Source organism: uncultured Aquimarina sp. (assembly GCF_947492965.1).
Lineage (GTDB): Bacteria > Bacteroidota > Bacteroidia > Flavobacteriales > Flavobacteriaceae > Aquimarina.
The window spans coordinates 202,284-228,853 of sequence record NZ_CANLOZ010000003.1; the positions used below are offsets into that span (position 1 = coordinate 202,284).

At 34.6% G+C, this 26,570-nt stretch carries 20 protein-coding genes; 13 read left to right on the plus strand and 7 right to left on the minus strand.

What is annotated here, in order from left to right; all coding sequences use genetic code 11:
• From Q1B37_RS08980 to Q1B37_RS08990, 3 genes are all read left to right on the plus strand, one after another.
• A complete protein-coding gene (locus Q1B37_RS08980; protein WP_299898057.1) occupies positions 1-1,506 on the plus strand; it encodes a DUF1501 domain-containing protein in 1,506 nt (501 codons plus the stop codon).
• An 11-nt stretch (positions 1,507-1,517) separates the two neighbouring features.
• Positions 1,518-2,636, plus strand: coding sequence for a 6-bladed beta-propeller (locus Q1B37_RS08985; protein WP_299898059.1), 1,119 nt, complete (start codon positions 1,518-1,520; stop codon positions 2,634-2,636).
• Positions 2,637-2,712: 76 nt separating this feature from the next.
• Positions 2,713-4,077: a c-type cytochrome domain-containing protein gene (locus Q1B37_RS08990; RefSeq protein ID WP_299898062.1), complete on the plus strand. Its 1,365-nt coding sequence runs from the start codon at positions 2,713-2,715 to the stop codon at positions 4,075-4,077.
• A 44-nt stretch (positions 4,078-4,121) separates the two neighbouring features.
• Here the strand turns inward: Q1B37_RS08990 and Q1B37_RS08995 are convergent, their stop codons facing one another.
• Positions 4,122-6,419 (minus strand): FdhF/YdeP family oxidoreductase, encoded by a 2,298-nt coding sequence (locus tag Q1B37_RS08995; protein WP_299898065.1) that lies wholly within the window; start codon positions 6,417-6,419, stop codon positions 4,122-4,124.
• Between the two features lie 166 nt (positions 6,420-6,585).
• Between Q1B37_RS08995 and Q1B37_RS09000 the strand changes: the two genes are divergently transcribed.
• Complete coding sequence (locus tag Q1B37_RS09000) at positions 6,586-7,476, plus strand: AraC family transcriptional regulator (RefSeq protein ID WP_299605350.1); 891 nt, start codon at positions 6,586-6,588, stop codon at positions 7,474-7,476.
• Positions 7,477-7,486: 10 nt separating this feature from the next.
• On the opposite strand, the gene Q1B37_RS09005 is transcribed toward Q1B37_RS09000, so the two are convergent.
• The 6 genes from Q1B37_RS09005 to Q1B37_RS09030 form a co-directional block, all read right to left on the minus strand.
• Positions 7,487-8,746 carry an FAD-dependent oxidoreductase gene (locus Q1B37_RS09005; RefSeq protein ID WP_299898068.1) on the minus strand — a complete coding sequence of 420 codons (1,260 nt, stop codon included), beginning with the start codon at positions 8,744-8,746 and terminating at the stop codon, positions 7,487-7,489.
• A gap of 42 nt (positions 8,747-8,788) precedes the next feature.
• Positions 8,789-9,097, minus strand: coding sequence for a 2Fe-2S iron-sulfur cluster-binding protein (locus tag Q1B37_RS09010; protein ID WP_299898071.1), 309 nt, complete (start codon positions 9,095-9,097; stop codon positions 8,789-8,791).
• A gap of 38 nt (positions 9,098-9,135) precedes the next feature.
• The gene (locus Q1B37_RS09015) at positions 9,136-10,290 is read right to left on the minus strand and encodes a cytochrome P450 (RefSeq protein ID WP_299898073.1); all 1,155 of its coding nucleotides are present in this window, start codon (positions 10,288-10,290) and stop codon (positions 9,136-9,138) included.
• 76 nt (positions 10,291-10,366) lie between these two features.
• Positions 10,367-11,194 (minus strand): alpha/beta hydrolase-fold protein, encoded by an 828-nt coding sequence (locus Q1B37_RS09020; RefSeq protein ID WP_299898075.1) that lies wholly within the window; start codon positions 11,192-11,194, stop codon positions 10,367-10,369.
• Between the two features lie 32 nt (positions 11,195-11,226).
• Positions 11,227-12,351, minus strand: coding sequence for a Zn-dependent alcohol dehydrogenase (locus Q1B37_RS09025; protein ID WP_299898077.1), 1,125 nt, complete (start codon positions 12,349-12,351; stop codon positions 11,227-11,229).
• A gap of 92 nt (positions 12,352-12,443) precedes the next feature.
• Positions 12,444-14,054 carry a hypothetical protein gene (locus tag Q1B37_RS09030; RefSeq protein ID WP_299898079.1) on the minus strand — a complete coding sequence of 537 codons (1,611 nt, stop codon included), beginning with the start codon at positions 14,052-14,054 and terminating at the stop codon, positions 12,444-12,446.
• A gap of 295 nt (positions 14,055-14,349) precedes the next feature.
• Here Q1B37_RS09030 and Q1B37_RS09035 point away from each other — a divergent pair, with 295 nt between their 5' ends.
• Genes Q1B37_RS09035 through Q1B37_RS09075 form a run of 9 tightly spaced genes read left to right on the plus strand, consistent with a single transcriptional unit; the run spans position 14,350 to position 26,434 of the window.
• Positions 14,350-16,890 (plus strand): glycoside hydrolase family 2 TIM barrel-domain containing protein, encoded by a 2,541-nt coding sequence (locus Q1B37_RS09035; RefSeq protein ID WP_299898081.1) that lies wholly within the window; start codon positions 14,350-14,352, stop codon positions 16,888-16,890.
• A 40-nt stretch (positions 16,891-16,930) separates the two neighbouring features.
• Positions 16,931-18,211 (plus strand): glycosyl hydrolase, encoded by a 1,281-nt coding sequence (locus tag Q1B37_RS09040; protein ID WP_299898083.1) that lies wholly within the window; start codon positions 16,931-16,933, stop codon positions 18,209-18,211.
• 13 nt (positions 18,212-18,224) lie between these two features.
• Positions 18,225-19,241: a zinc-binding dehydrogenase gene (locus Q1B37_RS09045; RefSeq protein WP_299605371.1), complete on the plus strand. Its 1,017-nt coding sequence runs from the start codon at positions 18,225-18,227 to the stop codon at positions 19,239-19,241.
• 25 nt (positions 19,242-19,266) lie between these two features.
• A complete protein-coding gene (locus Q1B37_RS09050) occupies positions 19,267-20,031 on the plus strand; it encodes an SDR family oxidoreductase (protein WP_299898696.1) in 765 nt (254 codons plus the stop codon).
• A gap of 31 nt (positions 20,032-20,062) precedes the next feature.
• The gene (aldA, locus tag Q1B37_RS09055; RefSeq protein WP_299898085.1) at positions 20,063-21,511 is read left to right on the plus strand and encodes an aldehyde dehydrogenase; all 1,449 of its coding nucleotides are present in this window, start codon (positions 20,063-20,065) and stop codon (positions 21,509-21,511) included.
• 13 nt (positions 21,512-21,524) lie between these two features.
• A complete protein-coding gene (locus Q1B37_RS09060; protein ID WP_299898087.1) occupies positions 21,525-22,619 on the plus strand; it encodes a mandelate racemase/muconate lactonizing enzyme family protein in 1,095 nt (364 codons plus the stop codon).
• Positions 22,620-22,665: 46 nt separating this feature from the next.
• Entirely contained in the window at positions 22,666-23,718 is a 1,053-nt protein-coding gene (locus Q1B37_RS09065) for an aldose epimerase family protein (RefSeq protein ID WP_299898089.1), read from the plus strand.
• Positions 23,719-23,773: 55 nt separating this feature from the next.
• The gene (locus tag Q1B37_RS09070) at positions 23,774-24,793 is read left to right on the plus strand and encodes an L-rhamnose/proton symporter RhaT (RefSeq protein WP_299898091.1); all 1,020 of its coding nucleotides are present in this window, start codon (positions 23,774-23,776) and stop codon (positions 24,791-24,793) included.
• 60 nt (positions 24,794-24,853) lie between these two features.
• Complete coding sequence (locus Q1B37_RS09075) at positions 24,854-26,434, plus strand: solute:sodium symporter family transporter (protein WP_299898093.1); 1,581 nt, start codon at positions 24,854-24,856, stop codon at positions 26,432-26,434.
• The last annotated feature ends 136 nt before the right edge of the window (positions 26,435-26,570 follow it).

The following is a 26,570-nucleotide window of genomic DNA, read 5'->3' on the forward strand; positions in this document are numbered from 1 at the left end:
ATGTGCGATCACCACGACACCTTACGGTCTGATAATAAAGACCTACAACAAGTAGAAAAAATGATGGATAGAAGAGCTTTTCTGACCAAAACGTCTTTAGGTTTTGGTGCTTTGGCTTTAGGTTCTCTTCTAAATGCGGATAAAGCTTGGAGCGCTGTTAAAAATAACGTTCAACCTGATTTAGGAATGTTTAGCAGAAATGATTTAGGATTACCTCATCATGTTCCGAAAGCAAAGAGAGCTATTTATTTATTTCAAAGTGGAGGTCCTTCTCAAATTGAACTTTTTGATTATAAACCGAAGCTAAAAGATTTATTTGGTCAGGAATTACCAGATTCCGTAAGAAAAGGACAACGTCTTACAGGTATGAGTGCTGATCAAACGTCATTACCTATTGCTCCATCTATTATCGACTTTAAACAATACGGAGAATCCAGAGCTTGGGTGAGTAGTGCTATGCCTTATTTGTCGGAAGTAGTAGATGATATCTGTTTTATAAAATCGATGCAAACTGATGCGATTAATCATGATCCTGCAATCACCTTTTTTCAGACAGGTAGTCAGCAGCCAGGAAGACCTTCTATAGGTTCATGGATTAGTTATGGCTTAGGTTCTGATAATGAAAACTTACCCACATTTATTACGTTAATCTCTAAAAATGGAGGAGGGCAACCTTTATATGCTCGACTTTGGGGAAATGGTTTTCTACCTACAGAACATCAGGGAGTACAATTTAGAAGCGGAAAAGATCCCGTATTGTATCTCACAGATCCTGAAAACTATGATGGTCATAACAGGAGAAACATGTTAGATTATCTAGGAAAATTGAATGATGTACAACATAGTTTCTACGGAGATCCCGAAATTAATGCCCGAATGTCTCAATACGAGATGGCTTTCCGTATGCAAACATCGATTCCTGAAGTAACTGATATGAGTGATGAACCCGAGTATATTTTCGATATGTATGGAAAAGATAGTCGAGATCCAGGTACGTATGCTGCAAATTGCCTTTTAGGAAGAAAATTGCTGGAAAAAGGAGTCAAATTTGTGCAGTTATATCATCAAGGTTGGGATCAGCATATCGGATGTCCAAAAGGAGTGTTAGGAAATGCCCGAAAAACAGATCAAGCAAATGCTGCTTTGATCAAGGATTTAAAACAACGAGGTATGTTTGAAGATACTTTGTTGATTTGGGGAGGAGAATTTGGCCGTACAGTATACTCGCAAGGAAAACTTACGGCTACAGATTATGGTCGTGATCATCACCCTAAAGCCTTTACCATGTTTATGGCGGGAGCAGGTGTAAAACCTGGAATTACCTATGGAGAGACAGATGATTTTAGTTATAATGTAATTAAAGATCCTGTGCATACACACGACTTCCAAGCTACATTACTTCATCTTTTCGGGATTGATCATGAACGATTAACCTACAAGCATCAAGGAAGAAGATTCAGATTGACAGATGTACACGGACATATAGTAAAAGATATACTAAGCTAATTTTTCTTCCCATGAATAAAGAAAATTCAAGACGAGAGTTTATTAAGAATACTACCTTATTAAGTGCAGGTGCGGCGACCGTTCCTTCTTTCGGATTTCATATTCTTAAAAAGAATACTGTGAACAAGGAAAATATAGTAGGTCACGGAGATTATCAATACAAAATTATAAGAGATTGGGCAGATGTCAGTACGGTAAGAAATCCTATTCTTAACTGTCATGAGATGCAAATGGATAGCAAGGGCAGATTAATCATGATGGGAGATCATACGGATAATAACATTTTGATTTTTGATAAATCGGGAAAGCTTTTGGATTATTGGGGTACTGCATATCCAGGAGGACACGGTCTTACGTTATTTGATGAAGGAGGAGAAGATGTATTATTTCTTACGGATTCTGGATGGTTTCTAGATAAAAATGGGAAATGGATACATCATAATGGAAGAGTTACAAAAACTACCACCGATGGGAAAGTTATTTTTGATATTGGACATCCTCAAACGATTGAAATTTACAATGCTGGAGATCATTTTTGCCCTACCGAAACGGCCATAGCACCTAACGGAGATATTTATGTAGCAGATGGATATGGAATGGATTATATCATTCAATACGATGCTAATGGGAAATATATAAGACATTGGGGTGGTAAACAAAATGAAGATCCTAATTATAGATTAGATAATGCTCATGGAGTGGCTATCGATTATCGTGATAAAAAGAACCCATTAGTAGTATGTACCTCTAGAAATGAAGAATCTTTTAAATGGTTCACATTAGAAGGGAAATATGTGAAAACGTTGCATTTGCCAAATATGCAAGTCTGTAGACCTGTTTTCGATGATCAAAATTTATATGCAGGTGTTTGTTGGTCGCAACCTGAAGTCGGACGAACTACTTGGAAAGATCATACAGGTTTTGTAACCATTTTAGAAGATGATAAAGTTGTATCTAATCCAGGCGGGACAAAACCTTCATATGTAAATGGAGAATTACAAAAATCATATCAGCTTAAGCATAAGCCAATTTTACATGGCCATGATGTATGTATTGACGAGGATAAGAACCTATATGTCTGTCAATGGAATGCCAATGGAACGCCTCCATTAAAATTAGAAAGAGTTTAAGAAAAGTAAAGTAATATTCTCAAACTATGAAGTTGGAGTTTGAGAGCTATTGTAATAAAAATATATAAGAATATTCATGAATGAAGTATCTGATCTTGTTTTGTTTTTAGGAAGATTTCATCCACTAGTAGTACACTTACCAATTGGGTTTCTATTTTTTGCATTTATACTAGAAATAGCAGCAAAATATCAGAAAAAAGAGCTATTGAAAGAATCTGTGCCATTAGCCTTGTCTTTAGGAGGATTCAGTGCTATTATTTCTTGTGTGTTGGGATATATGTTGTCATTAAGCGGCGAGTATGAAGGTGAAGCTTTGGATAAACATTTTTGGTTTGGTGTAGCAACTACAGTCATAGCTATACTAGCCTGGTTGTTGAAAACAAAAAGAATTAAAAATATAGTAAAAGAGTCTGTTAGATTAAATATCGCAACACTTACTTTTATTGTTTTGTTACTAAGTATTACAGGACACTATGGAGGTAATCTAACTCATGGATCAGATTATTTAACAGCCTATTTACCTTTTAGTACGAAAGAAAAAAAAGAAGTGTCTAAAATAAATTCTATTGAAGAGGCACAACTATTTGCTCATGTCGTTCATCCTATTTTGGATAATAAGTGTTTGAGTTGTCATAATAATTCTAAGAAAAAAGGAGGCCTTTCGTTAGCAGATGAGGTTTCAATTCTAAAAGGAGGAAAAAGTGGTGTTGCTTTAATTGCTGGTAATAGTAAACAATCAGAGTTGATTAAAAGAGTTCATCTAGATCCAGATGACAAAGAATTCATGCCACCAGAAGGAAAGACTCCTTTAACGGAAGAAGAGATAAAAATAATTGAGTATTGGATAGATCATGGTCAGGCGGATTTTACAGCAACAGTAGGAACGATAGATACTTCAGAAGAAATTAAAAAACTATTAATAGAGCAACTTTATTTAGATAATGATCATTCTGTTGGGTCAACGATGAGTGTAGCTTCACCAGTATCAGAAGAAGTTATAGCAAGCTTACTACAAAAAGGTGTGAACATGAGAGAAATCGTTTCAGAATCAAATCGATATGATGTATCTATGTTACCTAAAAACACCAAAGAATTTGATGTAAAAGTTGTAAAAGAAATTCTGGAAGAACTCTCAAAAATTAAGGATAATATTGTTTGGTTGTCATTGCCATCCCAAGGAATTACAGATACCCATCTAGAAATAATAGGTAGTTTTAAAGGTTTACAAAAGTTGGCTTTGCAAAAAAATAATATCTCGGATACGGGTATTCAATATCTAACTAGCTTAGAACAATTAGAAAGCTTAAACCTACATAGTAATTCTTCAATAACGAATAAAAGTATCCAACAACTTTCTAAATTTAAAAACCTAGAAAAAATATACCTGTGGAACACTTCTGTTAAAAAAGAAGATGGTATAAATAAGAAAGTAATTTTATAGAAAAGAAGTATTACTTCGTCTGTACAAATTAGATCATATCTCGATTATTCTTTCTTCAATATTTTAACCACTACCGACTTACTAATCGGAGTATTGCTTTTATCTGCGTAATGGTTATAGGGAACTAGGATATTAGTCTCTGGAAAATACGTAGCAATATTTCCTTGTGGGATATTATAGGAGATTATCTTAAAGTTTTCTGCTTTTCTAGGAACATTGTCATAGTTGCTAGTAAGATCAACATTTTCTAAAGGAGTTAGATCAAACTTCTCAATGTCTTTAGGATTCATTAAAACCACTCTTCTTTCATTAAAAATACCTCGATAACGATCATTCATACCATAGATAGTGGTATTAAATTGGTCATGAGAGCGAATAGTCATCATTAAAAATTCATCTTCTTGTAAATGATGATCTGGTACAGAACAATTACTAAATTGAGCTTTACCAGTTGGTAATTTGCTAAAATCTAATTCACGAACATTATTAGGAAGATAAAAGCCTGATCCTTTGGATTTTTCTTCTAGTCCTTTAAAACCAGCAATAACTTCTTGTAATTTTGCTCTAATAGCCGTATAATCTTCGCTTAATGGTAGCCAATCTACGGGATGATTTCCTTTAAAATAAGCATCCGCAATGCCACCGATGATTTCGGGTTCGCTTTTAAGATTATCAGAAGCAGGAGATAGCATTCCTTTTGATCTGTGTACCTTTCCCATACTATTTTCCACGGTGAAAAATCGTGGTTTCCCATCTTTTAGGTCAAATTCAGATCTTCCTAATGTGGGTAATATTAATGCTGTTTTCCCCGCAGTAGTATGTGTCCGGTTTAGTTTGGTACTTACTTGTACGGTTAACTCACAATTTTGTAAAGCATCAGCGGCATACTGTGTGTCTGAAACAGCAGACACAAAATTCCCACCTAGTGCAAAGAATACTTTCGCCTTTCCTTCATGCATTGCTTTTATAGAATGTACAGTATCAAGCCCTGCTTTAGTAGGTGGTGTAAAACCAAAGACATTTTCTACAGCACTATTAAATGCTGGAGATGCATGATGTACAATTCCAACAGACCGATCTCCTTGTACATTACTGTGTCCTCTTACAGGACAAGTTCCTGAACCAGGTTTGCCTAAACTTCCTTTCAATAATAATAGATTTACACATTCTTTAATGTTTTCTACGCCATTTTTGTGCTGAGTAAGTCCCATAGCCCAACAAATAATAATCTTATTTTTATGAGCTAGTAGTTCTACAACTTGGTCGATTAAAGAAGATAATACTCCTGATTGTTTGATCAATTCTTGGGCATCAAAATTTTGCAGATGTTCCAAAAGTGATTCATACCCTTGCGTGTAAGTTTGAATAAATTCATGATCAAACACTTCTTTTGTTTGTTTATCTAATGCAGCAAGTTTGATAAGAATAGCTTTTAATAATGCTACATCCTGATTGATTTTTACTTGCAAATGAATATCAGTAAGCGCTTCTCCTCCTGCAATAAGACCTTTTACTTCCTGAGGATTTTTAAATCTGATAAGTCCTGCTTCTTCAAGAGGATTGATACTGATTACTTTTCCGCCTTGTTCTTTGCATTTTTGTAATGCCGATAACATACGAGGATGATTTGTTCCTGGATTTTGTCCTATAACTAAAATAACTTCAGCTTTTTCGAAATCATCTAGTGTAACGGAACCTTTGCCAATACCTAGCGTTTCACTAAGCGCCACACCACTAGATTCATGACACATGTTGGAGCAATCTGGCATATTGTTAGTGCCAAAAGCACGTATAAAAAGTCCATATAAAAAAGCAGCTTCATTACTGGATCTTCCTGATGTATAAAAGATAGCTTCATCAGGATCTTCAAGTTGATGCAAGTGTTCGGCAACAAGTTCGTAAGCTTTCACCCAACTAATCGGCTCATAATGTATGCTACCTGGATATAAAACCATGGGTTCCGTAATTCTACCACTTTTCCCAATTTGATAATCTGTCCATTGTGAAATTTCTTCTACCGAGTATTTTTTAAAAAAAGCAGCATCTACTTTTTTATTGGTGGCTTCTTCTGCCAATGCTTTTGCTCCATTTTCACAATATTCCGCAACTTTTGAAGGTGTATCAGGATCTGGCCATGCGCAACCAGGACAATCAAAACCTTCTTTTTGATTCATTTGAGCAAGTCCTTTTAATGATTTTACAACACCCATTTCTTTAAAAGCATGTTGTAAGGCTACTTTTACAGCCTTAGTTCCAGCAGCATAGGTAGAAGGTTCTTTTACTAGTAAATCAGAAAACTCAGTAGATCCAGTGATAGAAATATTTCTTTTGGAATTAGCCATTTTTGTGAAATGAAGAAATTAATGAAATGGAAGATACAATTATCGGTATAATAAATAATCTATTTATAAAAATAAATAGTTCTGGTATATCGATTTCACGAAGATAGAATGTTGTTGAGAATAGTAATTGTACTATTTTTGCAATAAGTTAATTTTTATTGTCGTATTGAAACCAGTTTCAGAACATCCTAAAATAGAAGTTTCATTAGAAAAAATAGAAACTTCACAACACGCTTCTTTTCATACAGGAGTGTATAAGCAACCTTATTTTAGTGGTAACTGGCATTATCATCCCGAATTTGAATTATTATTGATTGTTAACGGGCAAGGCAGAAGATTAGTAGCGGATCATGGTGAAGATTTTGAAGTAGGAGATTTGGTTTTGCTTGGTGGATATTTACCTCATGCTTGGATTCCGGATGCCCGATTTCTGGAGGAGAGTTCTGAAGAGTACTGTGAGTCTATTTATGTGCAATTTAGAAAAGATATTTTTGGATCTCATTTTGTAGATGTACCCGAACTGAAAGGAGTTCGTAAAGTGCTACAGGCATCTGAAAGAGGTATAAAAATTATAGGAAAACATCGAACTCATATCGCTGAGTTACTTCAGGAAATCCCTAAGCTTTCTCCTTTAGATCAATTGCTAAAACTAATTAAAATACTGGACCTTATTAATCTTTCAGGATATCAGGTATTAGCATCAGAAAATTATTTGAAAAATAGTTTCTATTTTAAATCAAATCGGATTTTAAAAGTGCACGAATTTATAATGGAGCATTATAAACAAGATGTCTCTTTAGAAAAGTGTGCCGAAATGGTAAACATGACGGTATCCGCTTTTTGTAGATATTTTAAAAGTGAAACTAGCTTTACCTTTACCAATTACTTAAATAAAATACGAATAGATTTTGCTAAAAAATTATTGATTAATACAGACATGCCAATCAAAGAAATTGCTTTCGAATGTGGATACAATTCTGTTCCTTATTTTAATAGACAGTTTAAAAAAATAGAAAATGTTTCGCCTTATACCCTGCGAAAATCTGCTAAAGATTGATAGTGGTTTTTTAGTTTTTCAAGATTAGATTTGCAAGGTTTAGCTTTAAAGAAGAATCTCGAAGATTAGATTTATTGAGTTTTAAGTGTTCTTTAATGGATTTAGTACCTAACACATATGCTTTCGCATTATTGATAGCATCTACCGCCAATAATTTATCATTATCAAAATACCAAATAGAAAACTTATAGGTAGTTTCTTCTTCATTTCTAATAATTGCTTCGTTGTAATCAAAAGGCAAACCTACCATTTGTAGCTTAATTTCATATTGATCCGACCAAAACCATGGGACTGCATTATAAACAACTTCTTTTCCACAGATTGAAGCGGCTGCAATCTTTGCTTGATCCACGGCATTTTGTACAGACTCTAGACGTACAAAACGATTATAATGAAGGTTATGATGAAACGTACAATCTCCAATGGCATAAATATCTTTGTCGTTTGTTTGACAAGCCTGATTTACTTTTATACCATTTTCAATTTCTATTCCTGCATCTTTTGCTAGCTCAGTATTTACAATAACTCCAGTGCCTAATATAATTAATTCGGCTTCATATGTGGTACCATCATCACAAGTGATCGTATTTGTATGATTTATGGATGTGACTGAAGAAACATTTTTGTTGGTGTGAATTTGAACTCCATTTAAGGTATGTACATCATAAAAAAATTGACTCATTTCTGGAGATGTCACTCTCGCTAGTATTCTGGATTCGCGTTCTAAAAGAGTAACAGAAGTTCCTAGTTTTCTTAAGGAGGCAGCAATTTCTAATCCTATATATCCTCCACCAATAATGAGCACTCTTTTGTTGGTATCCTTTTTAACTTTATCTCGAATCCTAGTAGCATCATATGCTGTTCTAAGCGTGTAAATTTCAGTTGCTTGTTCTAAATCTTTAATAGGTGGAATTAGAGGTCTTGCACCAGTAGCAATTACAAGTTTATCATATTGTTGTATAGCACCATCTTCTGTAATGACAGTTTTATGAATACGGTCAATTCTCTTTATCGAAACACCAAGTTGTAATGTAATATTTTCTTTTTCATAACTTTCTAATGACTTCAGTAAGTTATTATTTGTCTCTTCTGCTGAGGTTAAATAAGACTTCGACAATGGAGGACGGTGATAAGGAGTCTCTGGATCCTTGTCAAATATAATTATAGAACCAGTCCACCCTTGTTTTCTAAGAGAAAATGCAAAATTAACTCCTGCATGACTTGCTCCAATAACCAAACATATTGGAGCTTTTGTGTTTTCGTTTAGCATAGTAATAATTGAGGTAATTAGACTGGACTGGTTATCATAAATTTATTGAGCAACTGTGACGATCAAGCCATCCAAACTATCACTAATTTCTAATTGACAACACAATCGGCTATATTCGGTTACATTGTCGTCTAGTTCTAGCATATCTTTTTCTATTTCTCCTGCAGCACCTGTTTTTTCGAAATGATCTGGATGAACAAAAACATGACAGGTAGCACATGAACATACACCACCACAATCTCCGTCAATTCCTTTGATATCATTATCTACAGCTAGCTGCATTACAGATCCTGAAGTTCCTTCTACCGAAATGGTTTCGTTTTCACTAGTGATAAAAGTTATTTTAGGCATACTTATATTTTTTAATTATTTTTTTGAAAAGAGAGTTATTAGTTAAACTTCACACTTAAGCTATCAAAACCTACTTTTCTTTTAAATTCTCCAAGCTCCTCGATATTTTCTTGAGCGTCAATAATATCTATAGAAGCTACTTTTTTAGTTAAGACTTGTAAGAGTTTTTTCATTATTTGACGAGCATGTGTAGCTCCTAAACATTTGTGATGACTAAACCCAAAACTTACATGAGGATTAATTTTCCTATCTAACATAACTTCGTTTGGATTTTCGAATACAGTTTCATCTCTATTAGCAGATGCCCAACATAATGAAATACGAGTATCTTTTTCTACAGCATGCTCGCAAACTGCTGTATCTTGAGTAGCTACTCTTCCCATTTGTGTTAATGGTGCAAAATATCGTATCAGCTCTTCTACAGCTTTGCTAATGATCTCAGGATTATCTTTCAGTAACTGTAAAGACTCTTTATGTTCAGCAAAATAGGCAATCGTATTTGTGATAGAATTAATTACGGTATCTCTTCCTCCGGCAAAGGTTAGAATCATAATTCCCTTTACTTCTTCTCTTGTGAGTTTCCTATCTTCAATGTTTGTGTTTAATAAAACGGAGTATAAGTCTTTACCTGGGTTTTTTACTGCGTTTTCAATTTGAGCATCTATATAATCATATAGGATATTAGCTTTGCTACCATCTAATGCACTGTCTTCACTTCTAAATACATGAGTTCCCCAAGAGATCCAAGTTTCAGATTCTTCATACGGAATATTTAGTAATAAGGTTAAGGCTCTTGATTGTATGCGTAACGCAAATTCTTCTACAACTTCTACAGAACCATCCTTAGTAACGGCTTCATCAACTATATCTTCAATAATGTTAACCAATTGAGCTTGATACTCTGGAAGTAGCGGTCTTTTAAACCAATCTTCAATAAGATCTCTATAGGTTTTGTGCATTGGCGGGTCTACCTCAAATGGGATTTGTCGCGTATCTCGTATATGAACTTCTGATGGAATTACAATTCGTCCTGGAACTGCTCCAGATTGATATGTTTTCCAATTATGGGCGCACTTTCTGACATCTTTAAGACGTAACACCATAGTAACAGGATCATCCTGATCATTCATTTCACCGTATCCCTTTTCTTGTCGAGCTTTATTAAAAGGATCAGAAAACTTACTATTCTTCATAAGCTGAATTATTTAGTGTAACAAAGTAAGTGAGATGTGTTTGATAGAAATTAGCTTATTTTGATAAATAGTTAAATTATTTTAACCTATTTTGCTTATCAGTTTGAAGGATATTATTGAAAAAAAGTATCGTGTCTTTTATGTGAGTTTCCCAATAACTCCATTCATGTTTTCCTGGATGTTCCAGATAAGTGTGCGCTATATTTAATTCTTTTAATTGGCGGTGCAATTTTCGATTACCTTCAATGAGAAGGTCATCTATACCACAATCAAATCGTAGTTTAGGAAGATGTTCTTTGTAGTTTAAGATGGTTTGATAGATGGATTCATTTTCTTTCTCTTCCTGAAAATAAGCATCTAAAGGCTCTTCTACAAAAAGTTTCATTTCTTCTAGTATCGTTATAGAGGATAATCCAGATATGGCCTCAAACTTTTGATGGTTTTTGATTCCCAATCGTAAAGCACCAAATCCACCCATAGATAGTCCGGCAATACATATTTTGGAGTTGGTACTAGCTTGTGGGATCAATTCGATAACAGCATTTATAACATCCTCGGTAATCCATTTCTCATAATCGGCATGTGTATGCGGAAGATAACCACTACCATCGCCCCATAATCCATCAGATGGCATAGCGATAATCATAGGTTCAATTTCACCGTTTTGAATCCAAGATTCCATTTTTAAATGAATACCAGTTTTCTGAGACCAAATCCAATGACTGCCATAAACTCCATGAAGCAGAATGGTTATTGGTAGATCTTTCAGATTTTTAACAGAAGGAACATATGCGGTAATATCACCTCTTTGTTTGAGATGGCCACTTTTTATTGTAATGTGCCGTAAGTGATTGGCTTCAAAACGAGGGTCTGAAATTTCTGTTGTCCTGAATTTTGATGTCATAACGATACTTTTTTTTGATTTTTAATGCCTCATTAAGGTTCAAAAACAATGACGCCTTTCGCATTTTTTCCAACTAGCATATCATCAAAAGCTTGTTGTAACTCTTCGAATTTGTAGGTTGAGGTTACCATTTCATCTAGTAACAAATCGCCTTTATCATAAAGTTCCAAAATTTTAGGAAAGTCAATATGAGGCCTGCATTTACCATATAATGGATTGATATAAATTTTATCCCATTCGAATAATTGCATATCAATGGTTACTTCTTGTTCGATACCACTTACCTGAACTGCTGTACCTGCGTTACGAATCATTCCTAAAGGTGAAGCACCTAATTCTGGTATGGCAGTACATTCAAATGCAAAATCGGCACCTCTTTTGCCTACGATTTCTTTAACTTTTGTCGTAGCTTCTTTTAAACCTTTATCAGATTTTTGCGCTAGTACAAAATGGGTCGCACCAAATTGCTTGGCCATTTCTAATCTTGACTCATTAATGTCTATGGCTACAATTTTAGCTGCGCCCGATATTTTAGCTCCCTGAATTACATTAAGACCTACACCACCAGTTCCAATAACCGCTACGGTAGATCCTGGAGTTACTTTTGCTGTATTTACAGCAGAGCCGTATCCAGTCATTACTCCACAACTAACAATAGATGCGGAACTGAAAGGAATTTCAGTTTGATATTTTACTACAGCTTGTTCTCTTACAACAGTATGGGTAGATAAAGTGCCAATATTAAAAGAGCGTTCTATACCTTTATCATTAAAAGTGGTACTTTCTAATCTAGCGTGTCCTGCTGAAACTTCTCCATCTGGTAAAGCGTCCCCCGCAACTACAGGAGAGTTGTTTTCACAAATGTGTTGATTTTGTTCTTGACATTGAAAACAAGTTCCACAAGGAATGGCCCAATTGAGAATTACATGATCTCCTGGTAAAACAGAGGTGACATCGGGTCCAATATCTGTTACAATTCCGGCGCCTTCGTGTCCCAATATTACAGGTCTTCCCCAGTGAAGAGAATCATAATCCGTATGACATAATCCTGCTGCCATTATTTTTACGACAACTTCGTCTCCTTTTGGTTCGCTTATCGTTATATCTTCAATGGAAAAATCGCCATTTCCATCAGTAATTGCTGCTTTTGCTAACATCTATAAAAGTATAATTGTTAGCTGCAAATTAGTGTTTAGTAAATGCTAATTATTAAACTGTTTTAGCAATTGATTGTATTATATATTCCCAACTAATAGTTAGATATAAACTCTACTAAGTTGTCATTTCTTTCGAGTTGCAATTTTTTACGCAATCTATATCTCGAAGTATGTACACTTTCTACTGAAATTCCTAGTAATGAAGCCATATCTTTACTGGAAAAATTCAGTTTTATCAAGGCACATATTTTTAGATCCGTTTGGGTTAGCGTTGGAAAGTTAGATTTTAAGTTTTTATAAAAACCTTGGTTTATATTGATAAACCTAGCTTCGAACTCTTTCCAGTTACTTCCCATTCCAGATTGGATGGATTTGATGATTTTATTTACGGAGTTTAAATTTAAATTGTCTTTATTTTCTGCTAGTGAATTTTTTAAGCCAACAATAAACTCATCTTTTTCGATAAGCTGAAGAGCCGATTTCGCCAATTCTTTATTTTTTAGCTCTATAGCTTTTTTACTTTCATTTAGCTTTAAGCGTTGTTTTTGTTTTAACAACCGTTGTTCTCTTTTGTGTTTTCTTTTTAGATTTTTAAAGGTCATTATACCCACAATAATTAGAAAAAAGAGGGTAACAAACAATAATGTGGCGCTAAGAAGAGATATTTTTTGTTTACTCTCTAGTTCCGACAAACGTTGTTCTTTAAGGAGTTTTTCTTGCTTTTCTTTTTGTAGTCGATATTGATCTTTAATTTCAAATAGGTACTCATTATTTTTACTATTAATACCAAATATTTTGTTTTCCAGATCAATGGCTTCCTTGATATGAGAAAATGCACGTTGGTAATCTTTAGAGTCATAGTATAATTGGGATACTTCTTTGTGATTAATAATTTGATAGTTCATATGACTATTATGTACATAAGATACCTCAAGTGATTTGTTATAATGAAATTTACTTTGCTTATAGTCTTTTTTAAGCTGGTATAATCTAGCAAGAAAGTAATGGATAATCACCAAATAAGATTCGTTATTTTCTTTGAAATATTCTTGTGATTTTAGAAGTATTTCTTCCGCCTTTTCAAATTTTCCTTCATTTGCTAAAAGAAATCCTCTTTCAGATTCTAAAAAATAGTTTCGAACTCCTTCATTTTTAGACCTAAAATAGAGATAGCAACTATCCAAATAAGTCCTTGCGGTCTCATAATCCTTATTATATCTATAAAAATTCGCTATAGAAAAATAGTCGCTAATAGTATAATCGATACTAAAACCATTTTTAGAAGAAAGATCTTTGCTAATAGTAAGAGCATTACCAAAATTTTCTAATGCTTTGGTGTTACGATTATAAAAACTGTATAGCCATCCTAGAGATTGATACACTCTGGATTTAGAGAATGAATCATCACTTTTTTCAGCAAGAAATAATGCTTTCCAGTATCCATCATAGGCTTTTCCATAATTAAGATTGTGACCATACAATTCAGAGAGTTCGTTAATACTATTAATTAAATTGAAAGTGTCTTTTTTGAATGTAAAAAACTCAATACTCTTTTCGTAGTTATGTATAGCTTTTTCAAAGTTTACAAACTTATTTTCTCTAGCCTTTTCGAGATATTGATTTGTTTTATATAGTTGTTGCGACCATGAGATACTAATGCAAAATGCTATAAAAACTATCGAAATTGGGGTTCTTTTAAACATAACTTTTTCTTCGAGTAAGCCTAAGGCGTTTTTGGGTTATAATTGAAATATTGTTTTATTTCTTCTTTGTTTGCTGATATATTCTTTGTTAAAACCTGAATACTTTGCGTAATTCATATAAAGTAACGAAAATAAAGAAGCATTAAAGTTGTGTTTCAAGAGGTCTAGGCAAAAATAGTGTTTTTGTCTAGTACTTTTCAACCCAAAATACCACATGTTCAGTTTATGTCTAGTATGATTTAAATCAAGATTCTTAAGTAAATGTGATCTTTGTCGAACCTTAATTTTTAAAATTATGAAGATTGCTTTAAGATCTATTCTTAAAATTAGCGTTATTCTTGTTTTTTTCTCATTGAATGCTCAAAATTATTCAGAAATCGGTAATCACGATTTTAACCAGCATTGGGAATTTAAATTAGTAGAAAATACTGGAATATACGATACTGAACAATATGATGATTGGACAAAAATCAGCATTCCGCATGATTGGAGTGTGGATTTTCCTTTCGATGCTGATAAAGGAGAAGGAGCAACTGGATATTTGCCTGGCGGAAAGGGTACGTATAGGAAGGAATTTATGATAAGTGATAAAAAAGAGACCACTACTTATCTATTATTTGATGGAGTTTATAATAATAGTAAGTTTTATCTGAATGATAAATTATTAGGTTTTCATCCTTACGGGTATTCTCCTTTTTATTTCGATATCACGGATCATTTAAATACGACTACAGGAAAAAACCAACTTAAAGTTGATGTCAATCGCAAGAAATATGTAGACAGTAGATGGTATACTGGTTCTGGTATATATAGAAATGTAAAACTAATTAGAAAGAACAATTTGCATATTCCGGTTTGGGGAGTCTTTATAACTACTCCAGAGATTACGACAGAAAAAGCAACTGTAAATATCAAATCTTCTCTAAAAAATAAGTTTCCGGAAAACCAAAATTTTGAGATACAGATCAAGATTTATGATGATCAAGGAGAAGTGGTTTTTCAGACTAGTCAATCTAAAAGTATTGAAGCAATGAGTGACTTAGAGATTGAAAGTACTGTAGAAATATCCAATCCGTATTTGTGGAAACTAGATTCCCCAAGATTGTATAAAGCTGTTGTTTCCATAGTTCAGAATAACAATATTATAGATGAGAATACTATAAAATTTGGTGCTCGCGAGATTGAATTTGATGCCGATAAAGGTTTCTTTTTAAATAAAGAGCATACCAAAATAAAAGGGGTTTGTTTACATCACGATGGGGGTATTGTTGGAGCCGCTGTACCGAAGGATGTTTGGAGAAGAAGATTGCAGAAATTAAAAGATGCTGGTTGTAATGCGATAAGAATTTCACATAATCCAGGTTCTGATGAGTTTTTAGATTTATGTGATGAAATGGGGTTTTTAGTACAAGACGAATTTTTTGACGAATGGGACAATCCTAAGGATAAAAGATTTAACATGAATGAAAGAAGCGTGGATGATATCACTCGTGGTTATACAGAATACTTTCAGGAGTGGGCAGAAAAAGATCTTAAAAATACGATATTGGCACATAGAAATCACCCTTCAATTTTTCAATGGAGTATTGGTAATGAAATAGAATGGACATACCCTAGGAATGCTGATGCAACTGGCTTTTTTAATAATATGGATTGGAGCGGAAACTATTTCTGGGAGGAACCCCCACATTCTACAGCACAGATTAAAGAAAAATTGGCAACACTTCCACGTGGAAAATATGATATTGGAAAAACAGCTAAGAAACTAGCAGCGTGGACTAGAGAATTAGATACCACAAGATATATAACAGCTAATTGTATTTTACCTTCTGCTAGTCATCTTTCTGGTTATGCTGATGAACTTGATGTCGTAGGGTATAGTTATAGAAGAGTACTGTATGACTATGGACATGAAAACTATCCTGATAAACCAATTATGGGAACCGAAAATTTAGTGCAATGGCATGAATGGAAGGCAGTTAAAGAACGTCCATTTATTTCAGGAACATTTTTGTGGACAGGAATTGATTATATGGGAGAATCTAACGGGCAATGGCCAAGAAAAGCTACGCCAAGCGGAATGTTAGATGTTGCGGGATTCGAAAAGCCATCCTATCATATGATGAAAACTCTTTGGAATGATGATCCTCATATCTATGTAGCAACACAAAAACTAGAAAAATCAATTTTTAAGGAAGACGAAAAAACAGGAGAGCCAGTAGAAAAAGAAAAAGGTGCTTGGAAAAAAGCTTTATGGGTATGGCACGATGTCAATGAACATTGGAATTATAAGGATCAGGAAAAAGTGGTCATAGAAGTGTATTCTAATTATGATGAGGTAGAGTTATGTGTAAATGAACAAAGTTATAAGACGAAAAAACTAGAAGATTTCGAAGATAGAATCTATAAATGGATTATTCCTTTTCAGAAAGGAGAACTAAAAATCATTGGAAAAAAGGATGGTGAGATTGAAGAAATCAAGACAATAAAGACTACTAGTGAACCTAAAAATATTAAACTAACAACCGATAAAACGGTAATGCAAGCTGATGGATATAGTGTAGCTCATATCATTGCACAATTGGAAGATGCTGATGGAAATCCCGTGAAAAACATAGAGGATAAGATAAGATTTTCTGTGGATGGAAATGTTAGCATATTAGGCGTGGATAATGGATCTGCTTTTAGTGTTCAGGATTATAAATCAAATTCAGTTCAAACCAATAACGGAAAATGTTTATTTCTTATTCAGTCCCAAAAAGATAAAGGAGATATCACAATATCTGCTACATCAGAGAAACTAACCAGTAATCAGTTAACCATAAATATTAAGTAGATTCTTGTACTTTACAGTATCTAATCATAGCATATATCATATGAAGCTAAATCATAAAATCGTATTTCATTTATTAGTAACTATTCTTATTGTCGGTTGCAATCAACCTAGTAAACAAGAAATTGTGGAAGAGGAAAAGGAAAAACCTTGTGAAACGGTACTAGATGTATCTCCAGAGAAATTAGATCGCTTTGGAATAACGAATAAAGAATACCTAAGTGCAGCTTCAAAAAGAGCACTTCAGTGGAAGTATGTGGAGAACGATTGGTATCGAGTTTTTAATCCAATGAAACCATTGAAAGGAGATTTAGCTTATGAAGAAGGTGTTGTTCGTAGAGATCCTTCTGCAGTAATCAAAGTAGATGGATTATATCATGTTTGGTATTCAAAAAGTGTAGGTGCAACAGATGGATTTGGTGGTGATATTGAAAACGATAAAGTTTTTCCTTGGGATCGTTGTACCGTATGGCATGCAACATCGGAAGATGGATGGACTTGGAAAGAAGATAAAGAAGCAGCAGTTCCTTTAGGAGAGAAAGGATCTTATGACGATAGATCCATATTTACGGTAGAAATTATGGAATGGGATGGGATGTACTATCTATGCTATCAAACTATTAAGTCACCATATGATGTTCGTACCAAAAACGAAGTTGGTTTAGCATGGTCATCATCTCCTTTTGGTCCTTGGGAAAAAAGCAAAGAACCTATTCTAAAACCAGCTGATAATGGTGTTTGGAAAGGAGAAGAACAAAATCGTTTTATGGTAGAAAAGAAAGGAGATTTTGATTCACATAAAGTACATGACCCTTGTATTCTTCCTTACAAAGGAAAGTTCTACTTGTATTATAAAGGAGAGCAAATGGGAGAAGAAATATTATATGGCGGGCGTCAAATTCGACATGGAGTTGCAGTAGCTGATAACCCGAAAGGACCTTATGTAAAATCCAAGTATAATCCTATTTCCAATTCAGGACATGAAATCTGTGTATGGCCCGTCGATGGAGGGATTGCTTCTTTAATTACTACGGATGGACCTGAACGAAATACATTCCAATGGTCACCAGATGGGATCAATTTTGAGATTCGTGGTGCCGTAAAAGGTGCAAATATGCCTCATGCGATAGGGTTAAACAGAACAATTGAAGCTACAATAGATAATCCGACTGGAATTTTTGATTGGGGATTATCACACGTGTATAATAGTTGGAACTACCAGAGTATTATGCGTTTTGATTCCTACCGCAAAACATCTCATGTAGCACAAGGAGCTAAAGCGCCAGACGGAAAAAAGAAAAAAGATAAGCAAAAAGATAATTAATAAGTAGACAAAATTGAAAGCAACGATATATAAAGGTAATAAAACCTTTAGTGTAATTGATAAGGAGATTGCCGAACCTAAAGAAGGAGAAGTTCGTATCAAAGTGGCATATTCTGGAGTATGTGGAACCGATGTGCATATCTATCATGGGATGATGGATAAAAGAGTAAATATTCCAGAAACCATAGGTCATGAAATGTCGGGTACTATTGATGCTATTGGCGAAGGAGTAACAGGGTACGAATTAGGTGATAAGATTGTAGTAAGACCATTAGATGATCGTGCAGTAAAACCTTCGGATAAAGGCTTCAATCATATCTGTGAAGAGCTAAAGTTTATTGGGATTGATAGTCCTGGTTCTATGCAACAATTTTGGAACGTACCCGCTTTTACATTACATAAATTAAAAGAAGAAACAGATCTAAAATTAGCGGCATTGATCGAACCATTATCGGTAGCAGTGCATGATGTTCGTTTGAGTGAGCTAAAAGAAGGAGAAACTGCTGTAGTTTTAGGAGGAGGACCTATTGGATTGTTAGTAGCAATGGTAGCCAAAGATACAGGTGCAAATGTTGTTATTTCGGAAGTAAATCCAGTTAGAATAACGAAGGCAAAAGAACTAGGTTTTGAAACAGTGAATCCTGCAGAAGTAGACTTGGTAGCTTATGTACGAAAAAATACAGAAGGTAGATTAGCAGACGTAGTATTTGAAGTAGCAGGTGTTCAGCCAGCGTTGGACGTAATGACCGAGGTGGCAGGTATAAGAGGAAGAATAGTGATGGTAGCTATCCACGGAGAACCTAAACCGGTGAATTTATTTAAGTTTTTTTGGAAAGAACTAAAACTCATAGGAGCAAGGGTGTATGAGAAGGAAGATTACGAAAAAGCAATACAATTGATAACCACTAATGAACTTCCTTTTGAAGAGCTAATTACGGATGTTCAACCCTTAACTAAAATCCAAGAAGTTTTTGAAAATATAGATAACAATCCAGACGGCTTAAAAGTATTAATGGATTGCCAACAATAAAACTAACCACGTACAATTAATGAGTATTTTAAATAAATTCAGTTTAGAAGGTAAAACAGCTTTAGTAACAGGCTGTAAAAGAGGTATTGGAAAAGCTATGGCTATTGGCTTAGCTGAAGCTGGAGCTAATATTATTGGTGTTTCTGCAAGTCTTGAAAAGGAAGGAAGTGATGTAGAAAACGCTGTTAAGAAATTAGGAAAAGACTTTAAAGCATATCAATGTGATTTTTCAGATAGAAAGTCATTATATCAATTTATCAAAGAAGTAAAATCAGATTTTCCAATAATTGATATACTTGTTAATAATGCAGGTACAATTTTAAGAGCACCAGCAGTAGAACATCCAGATGAATATTGGGATAAAGTGATAGAAGTAAATCAAAGTGCTCAGTTCATTCTTACAAGAGAAATAGGGAAAGATATGGTAGATCGAGGCAATGGAAAGATTGTGTTTACAGCTTCTCTACTAACTTTTCAGGGTGGAATTACAGTGCCAGGATATGCTGCTAGTAAAGGTGCAATAGGACAGATGACCATGGCGTTCGCCAATGAATGGGCATCGAAAGGAATTAATGTAAATGCCATTGCTCCTGGATATATAGCAACCGATAATACAGAAGCGCTTAGAAACGATCCTAATCGAGCAAACTCAATTTTAGCAAGAATTCCTACTAACAGATGGGGAGATCCCGAAGACTTTGCAGGACCAGTAGTATTTCTGTCTTCAGAAGCAGCAAGTTATATGAATGGATCCATTATGGTTGTTGATGGCGGATGGATGGGTAGATAATTAAATTAAAAACACCTCAAAAAAAGAAAAGATGAAAGCAAAAGAATATCAACTTTTTATTAATGGAGAATGGGCTAACGCCACATCTGGAAAAACTGCTGATATTACCAGTCCAATAGATGAAAGTGTTGTCGGAACCGTGCAAATGGGTGTAGAAGAAGATGCAAAAATTGCCCTGGAAGCAGCCGAAAAAGCACAAAAAGAATGGAGAAAAGTTCCTCCTAGAAAGCGTGCAGAACTTATGCGAAAGTTTGCTGCCGAAATAAGAGCAAATAAGCCATATCTAGCAGAATTATTAACCAGAGAACAAGGTAAAATTATTTCCTTGGCGGAAATCGAAGTAGAAGTTACGGCAACTTTTATAGAATATGCTTGTGATTGGGCTCGACATATAGAAGGTGATATTATGCCTTCTGATAATGAAAATGAACATATTTACATACATAAAATTCCAAGAGGAGTTGTTGTAGCAATTACTGCCTGGAACTTTCCTCTAGCCTTAGCTGGTAGAAAAATAGGTCCAGCTTTGGTAGCCGGAAATGCAATTGTAGTAAAACCAACACAAGAAACTCCTTTAGCAACTTTAGAATTAGGTTTTATTGCCGAAAAAGTAGGTTTACCTAAAGGATTATTAAATGTGGTAACTGGATCAGGAAGAGTACTTGGGAATGCATTAGTGGAAAATCCAATTACCAAAATGGTTACCATGACAGGTAGTACTCCAGCAGGTCAGCAGATTTTTAAAGCAGCAGCTCAAAACCTTACTCATGTTCAGTTAGAACTTGGAGGAAAAGCACCAGCTATAGTATTTGCAGATGCAGACTTAGATCAGGCTGCTGAAGCAGCATTCCACTCCAGATTTGATAATTGTGGACAGGTATGTACTTGTAATGAACGTATGTATGTGCATGAAGATGTATACGATGCGTTTATGGAGAAATTTATGGAGCATTTAAAGACTTACAAGGTTGGAAATCCTTTAGATAGAAGTGTATCGATGGGACCTAAAGTGAATGCCTCAGAATTGAAAAACATGCAACATTTAGTGGAGGTAAGTATAAAAGAGGGAGCCACTGTTGCAACGGGTGGAAAAAGACCAGAAGGAGCTGAATTTGAAAAAGGGCATTGGTTCGAACCTACAGTACTTACAAATGTAACTCAAGAAATGACTATCGTACACGAAGAATCATTTGGGCCGATATTACCTGTAATTAAATTTTCTGAGTTTGATCAGGTGATTAGATATGCTAATGATTGCGAATATGGACTGGCAGCCATGATTTTTACCAAAGATATGGCAACCATATTACGTTGTAATGATGAATTAGAATTTGGTGAAATCTATGTGAATAGAGGTCATGGAGAGCAGCATCAAGGATTCCATAATGGATATAAGCTTTCAGGAAGCGGAGGAGAAGATGGAAAGTACGGATTCGAACAGTATCTGGAAAAGAAAACCTTTTATATGAATTATAAATAATAGGTTACAATTAATGGATACCCAAATTAAAGATATAGAAGTTAGATTATTCGAAGTACCTCTGCCAGAAGTACTTTCTGACGCCAAACATGGAGATCATTATCATTTTGAGTTAGTTACTACCACCATTACCTTAAATGATGGAAGTCAAGGTACAGGATATACCTATACCGGTGGTAAAGGTGGTAGAGCTATAAAAGCAATGATAGCATATGATTTTAAAGAAGCTCTAATCGGAAAAGATGGTGCTGATATTGAAGGAATCTATGATTTTTTAGAATGGCATATCCACTATGTAGGAAGAGGAGGAATTGCTTCTTTTGCCATTTCTACTGTAGATATAGCTTTGTGGGATATACACTGTAAAAGGCTAGGACAACCTCTTTGGAAAGTCGCTGGAGGAGCAAATAATACGTGCAAAGCGTATTGTGGAGGAATTGATTTACAATTTCCATTGCCAAAGTTGCTACAGAACATGGATACCTATCTATCCAATGGTTTTAATGCGGTCAAAATTAAGATTGGTAGAGAAAATTTAGATGAAGATATTGAGCGTATAAAGGCAGTGAGAGAGCATATTGGTCCTGATGTTACTTTTATGGTAGATGCCAATTATTCTATGAGTATTGATAAAGCTATCGAAGCGATCAGTAGATTTAAAGAATATGATATTACTTGGTTTGAAGAACCTATAATTCCAGATCATTATAAGGGATATGGTGAAATAGTAGAAAGAACAGGCTTTCCTCTAGCTATGGGAGAAAATCTACATACAATTCACGAGTTTGAATATGCATTTGAGCAATCAAAATTATCCTTTATACAACCAGATGCTTCTAATTGTGGAGGTATTACAGGGTGGTTGCGTGTTGCCCAACTGGCAAGACAACATAACATTCCGGTATGTTCTCATGGCATGCAAGAATTGCATGTAAGTTTGGTGTCTTCCCAAGAAAATGCAGGATGGTTAGAGGTGCATAGTTTTCCTATTGATGAATATACATTAAGACCGTTAATTGTAGAAAACCACAGAGCAGTAGCTCCTGATATTGCTGGAACTGGTGTTGTTTTCAATTGGGGAAAATTAGAGCCTTTTGAACAGCACTAGTACGATTCACATAAATTATTTAATAACCCACACATTTTAATAGTCAATGAAAGTAGAAAAAACAAATTTTGGTAATATAGAAAGCGATCAGGTTTTCCTATATGAATTGTCTAATGATAATGGTGTGGTAGTAAAAGTATCGAATTACGGAGCAACGATTACGGCTATTCTTACACCAGATAATCAAGGTAACTCCAGAGAGATTACCTGTGGTTTTGAGAATATTGATGGTTATTTTTCAGAAGAGTATAAGAATAACGCTCCGTATTTCGGTGGAACAGTAGGAAGATGTGCTTCTCGTATTCATGAAGGAAAATTTACCTTAGAAGGTAAAGAATATTCCTTGGTTGGTAATGATAGAGGAAACCATTTACATGGAGGAACTCAAGGATTTGACAGAAGAATATGGACAGTAGAGGGTTATGATAATATGAAAGATGAAGTTACGGTCATCATGAGTTTACAAAGCCCCGATATGGAAGAGGGATATCCAGGAAATGTAAATGCTAAGGTTCGTTTTACCCTTACCAACGAAAACGAACTAATTATTTCTTATAAAGCGAATACGGATAAAGCGACTCCAATTTCATTAACCAATCATTCTTATTTTAATTTATCTGGTTTCGAAGAAACTGTTCACAATCATAAAGTAACCATTCATTCAGATGCTTTTTTAGAAGGTGATGACAAAGGAGTAGCTCAAGGAGGAGTAATAGAGGTGGATGGAAGACCAGAAGATTTTAGGAATGGAAAGTTTTTTAAAGAAGCTTTAGATCATATGGAAACTGGTTTTGATCATTATTTTTTGTTCCCAAAAGATTTTGAGTTAAGGAAAGTAGCCTCTTTTGAGCATGCAGGAACTGGAAGAACTATGGAAGTTTCAACCACAGAACCTGGAATGCTATTTTATTCAGGGTATTTTACTTCTGATGCACTAAAAAGAGAAACAGGAGATCAGTATGGACAATACAAGGCATTTTGTTGCGAAACCCATCGATATCCGAATGGAGTAAATTTAGAGGATGCTCCTAAAACGATTACCTATCCCGAAGAACCATTTACCAGTACTACTATATTCAAATTTTCTACAATTAAGTAGTCAAGAAGATATATAAAATTAATAGCACAATACTCAACTTTTAAAATTAATAATTATGACTATAGGAATATTATTTGCAGTCCTCGCTGGATTAATGCTTGGACTATATGCATTGCCCGAAAAATATACCAAAGGATACGAGTTTGAAAACACTTGGGGTATGATGTTTTTTATCAATATGCTCATTATTCCAATAGCTGCTGGTTTTTTATTAGTGAAAGACTTTGATGTTATCATTTCGAATATCCCAACTGATATCCTTTGGAAAATGGGAGTAGCCAGTATTCTTTGGGGTATTGGTGTTATGATGTGGGGAAAAGCAATTAATTACATTGGCTTGTCCTTAGGTTTTTCGATTTTTATTGGTACCGTTATTCTTGTAGGATCTTTATTACCGTTCTTAGTGGATGGATTACCTTCCAATAATGTGTTTATGGTAATCCTTTTAGGAATTTTAATAGTGCTATTTGGGGTGTCTTTTAATGGGAAAGCAGGAATGCTGAGACAAGCAGAAGATCAAAAAAATAGTAGAGAAAAATTAGATGGAAAAGCGTCTTCGATGACTATTGGAATTATTATAGCTGTTATTGGAGGTTTGTTAGCTACTGGTTTTAGTTATGCGAATGCCTATGGAAGACCGTATTTGCATCAGGCTTGTCAAGAAGCTGGAAATCCAGAGTGGATTACGGCAGTTATGGTAATGGTGGTCATCTATGTATCTGGAGCTATTTTTGTGATTCCTTATTTTATATATCAATTGAGTGCTAAGAAATTGTGGAGCAAATTCAATTCTTCGCATACATCGAAAAACTTGTTTTATACATTTATCATGGCACTTTTAAACTTTGCTGCTTCAGGAACTTTTGCCTTTGCAGCTTACAAATTAGGATCTTCAGGGAATACGGTTGGATATGCCATATTTAATACGGTATGTGTTGCTGTAGCTATAATTACTGGAATACTTACTGGTGAGTGGAGTAGCACGAGTGCTAAACCGAGAAAAATTCTTTATCTAGGATTAACTGCAATGATATTAGGAGTAATCGTAATTGCTTCAGGAAACGCAATGGGTTAAAATCCTGTAAAAAGGAAGAATACTGTTGTTTTCAATTTTAAATAATTCTATCAAAATCTTATGGGTATTATCACTTTTCTTGGCTTTACCTTGCTGGTAGCTTTGATTTCATATTTAGCAACAAAAAAAACGGATGAGAAATCATATACAGGTTATTTTTTGGCTGGTAGAAGCTTAACAGCTCCAGTGATTGCAGGTTCATTATTACTTACTAATTTATCTACAGAACAGATTGTAGGGTTAAATGGGCAGGCTTTTTCTGAAGGAATTTTGGTAATGGCTTGGGAAACACTAGCCGCAATCGCCATGGTAGTAACTGCCTTATATTTATTACCACGATATCTTAAAGAAGGATTAACAACAGTTCCTCAGTTTTTAGAAAGAAGGTATGATGTTGACACTAAAACGATTACTTCGGGATTGTTTCTTACAGGGTATGTGGTAGTGCTTTTACCTATTGTTTTATATTCTGGAGCTCTAGCCATTAGTACCATTTTTGATATTCCAACATTACTCAATGTAGATAAAACAACCGCATTATGGATTACAGTATTTTCCATTGGAATTATTGGTTCTATCTATGCAATTTTTGGAGGACTTAAAGCAGTTGCGGTTTCAGATACAATCAATGCAGTTGGATTGTTGATAGGTGGTTCGATTATTCCTGTTTTAGGTTTGATGTTAGTAGGTGATGGTAATATGGTAGAAGGGTTTACGGAGTTATGGGCAGCAAATCCTGATAAATTTAAATCAATGGGTAGCGAAGATTCTTCTGTACCTATCAGTACTATTTTTACAGGAATGATGTTGGTTCAATTATTTTATTGGGGAACAAATCAGGCAATTATTCAACGAGCATTAGGTGCTAAGAACCTTAAAGAAGGACAAAAAGGAATCCTTTTAGCTTCTTTTATTAAAATATTAGGACCAGTATTAGTGGTGTTACCAGGAATTATTGCGTTTCATTTATACGGAGATAGTATTACCAATCCAGATGAAGCCTATCCTACCTTAGTGCGTAAAGTTTTACCAACTTCATTGATTGGCTTTTTCGCTGCTGTACTTTTTGGTGCTATTTTGAGTTCATTTAATAGTGCTTTAAATAGTTCTGTTACTCTTTTTGGAGTAGATATTTATAAAGGCTATATCAATAAAAGTGCTTCTGAAAAACAGATCGTAAAAACCGGAAAGGTATTCGGAATCATTCTCGCAGTATTATCTATGTTTATTGCACCACTGATTGCAAATGCTCCTTCGGGTTTGTTTGGGTATTTACAACAAGTTAACGGATGCTATACAATCCCTATTTTAACGATCATAATTATGGGATACTTAACAAAGCGGATTCCTGCTGTTGCGGCCAAAGTAGCTATTATTTTAGGAGCAGTGGTGTACTTGATTTATGTTATTTTAGATAATACAGTGATGAAGGGTACATTTCCTCATTTTTTACATGTGCAAGGAGTGCTATTTGCCATTAACATTTTAATAATGATTATAATTGGTAAAATGTTTCCACGTAAAGAAGCTTTTAAAATTGAATATACCAAGGAAGTAAATATTACACCTTGGAAATATACCATTCCAGTAGGAGTAGCTATTTGTGTAATTGTGATTTTGATTTACTTGACTTTTAGATAGTGTTTTACCCAATTTCAGCCCGATAAAGTGCTGATTTTACTGCTTTCTATTTTTTATGTTTTTGCTTTATAGGCGCATTCAGAAAACAGCCTAATTTTCAAAGAAGAATTTAAAAAAATCCAAGATTTTCGATTTT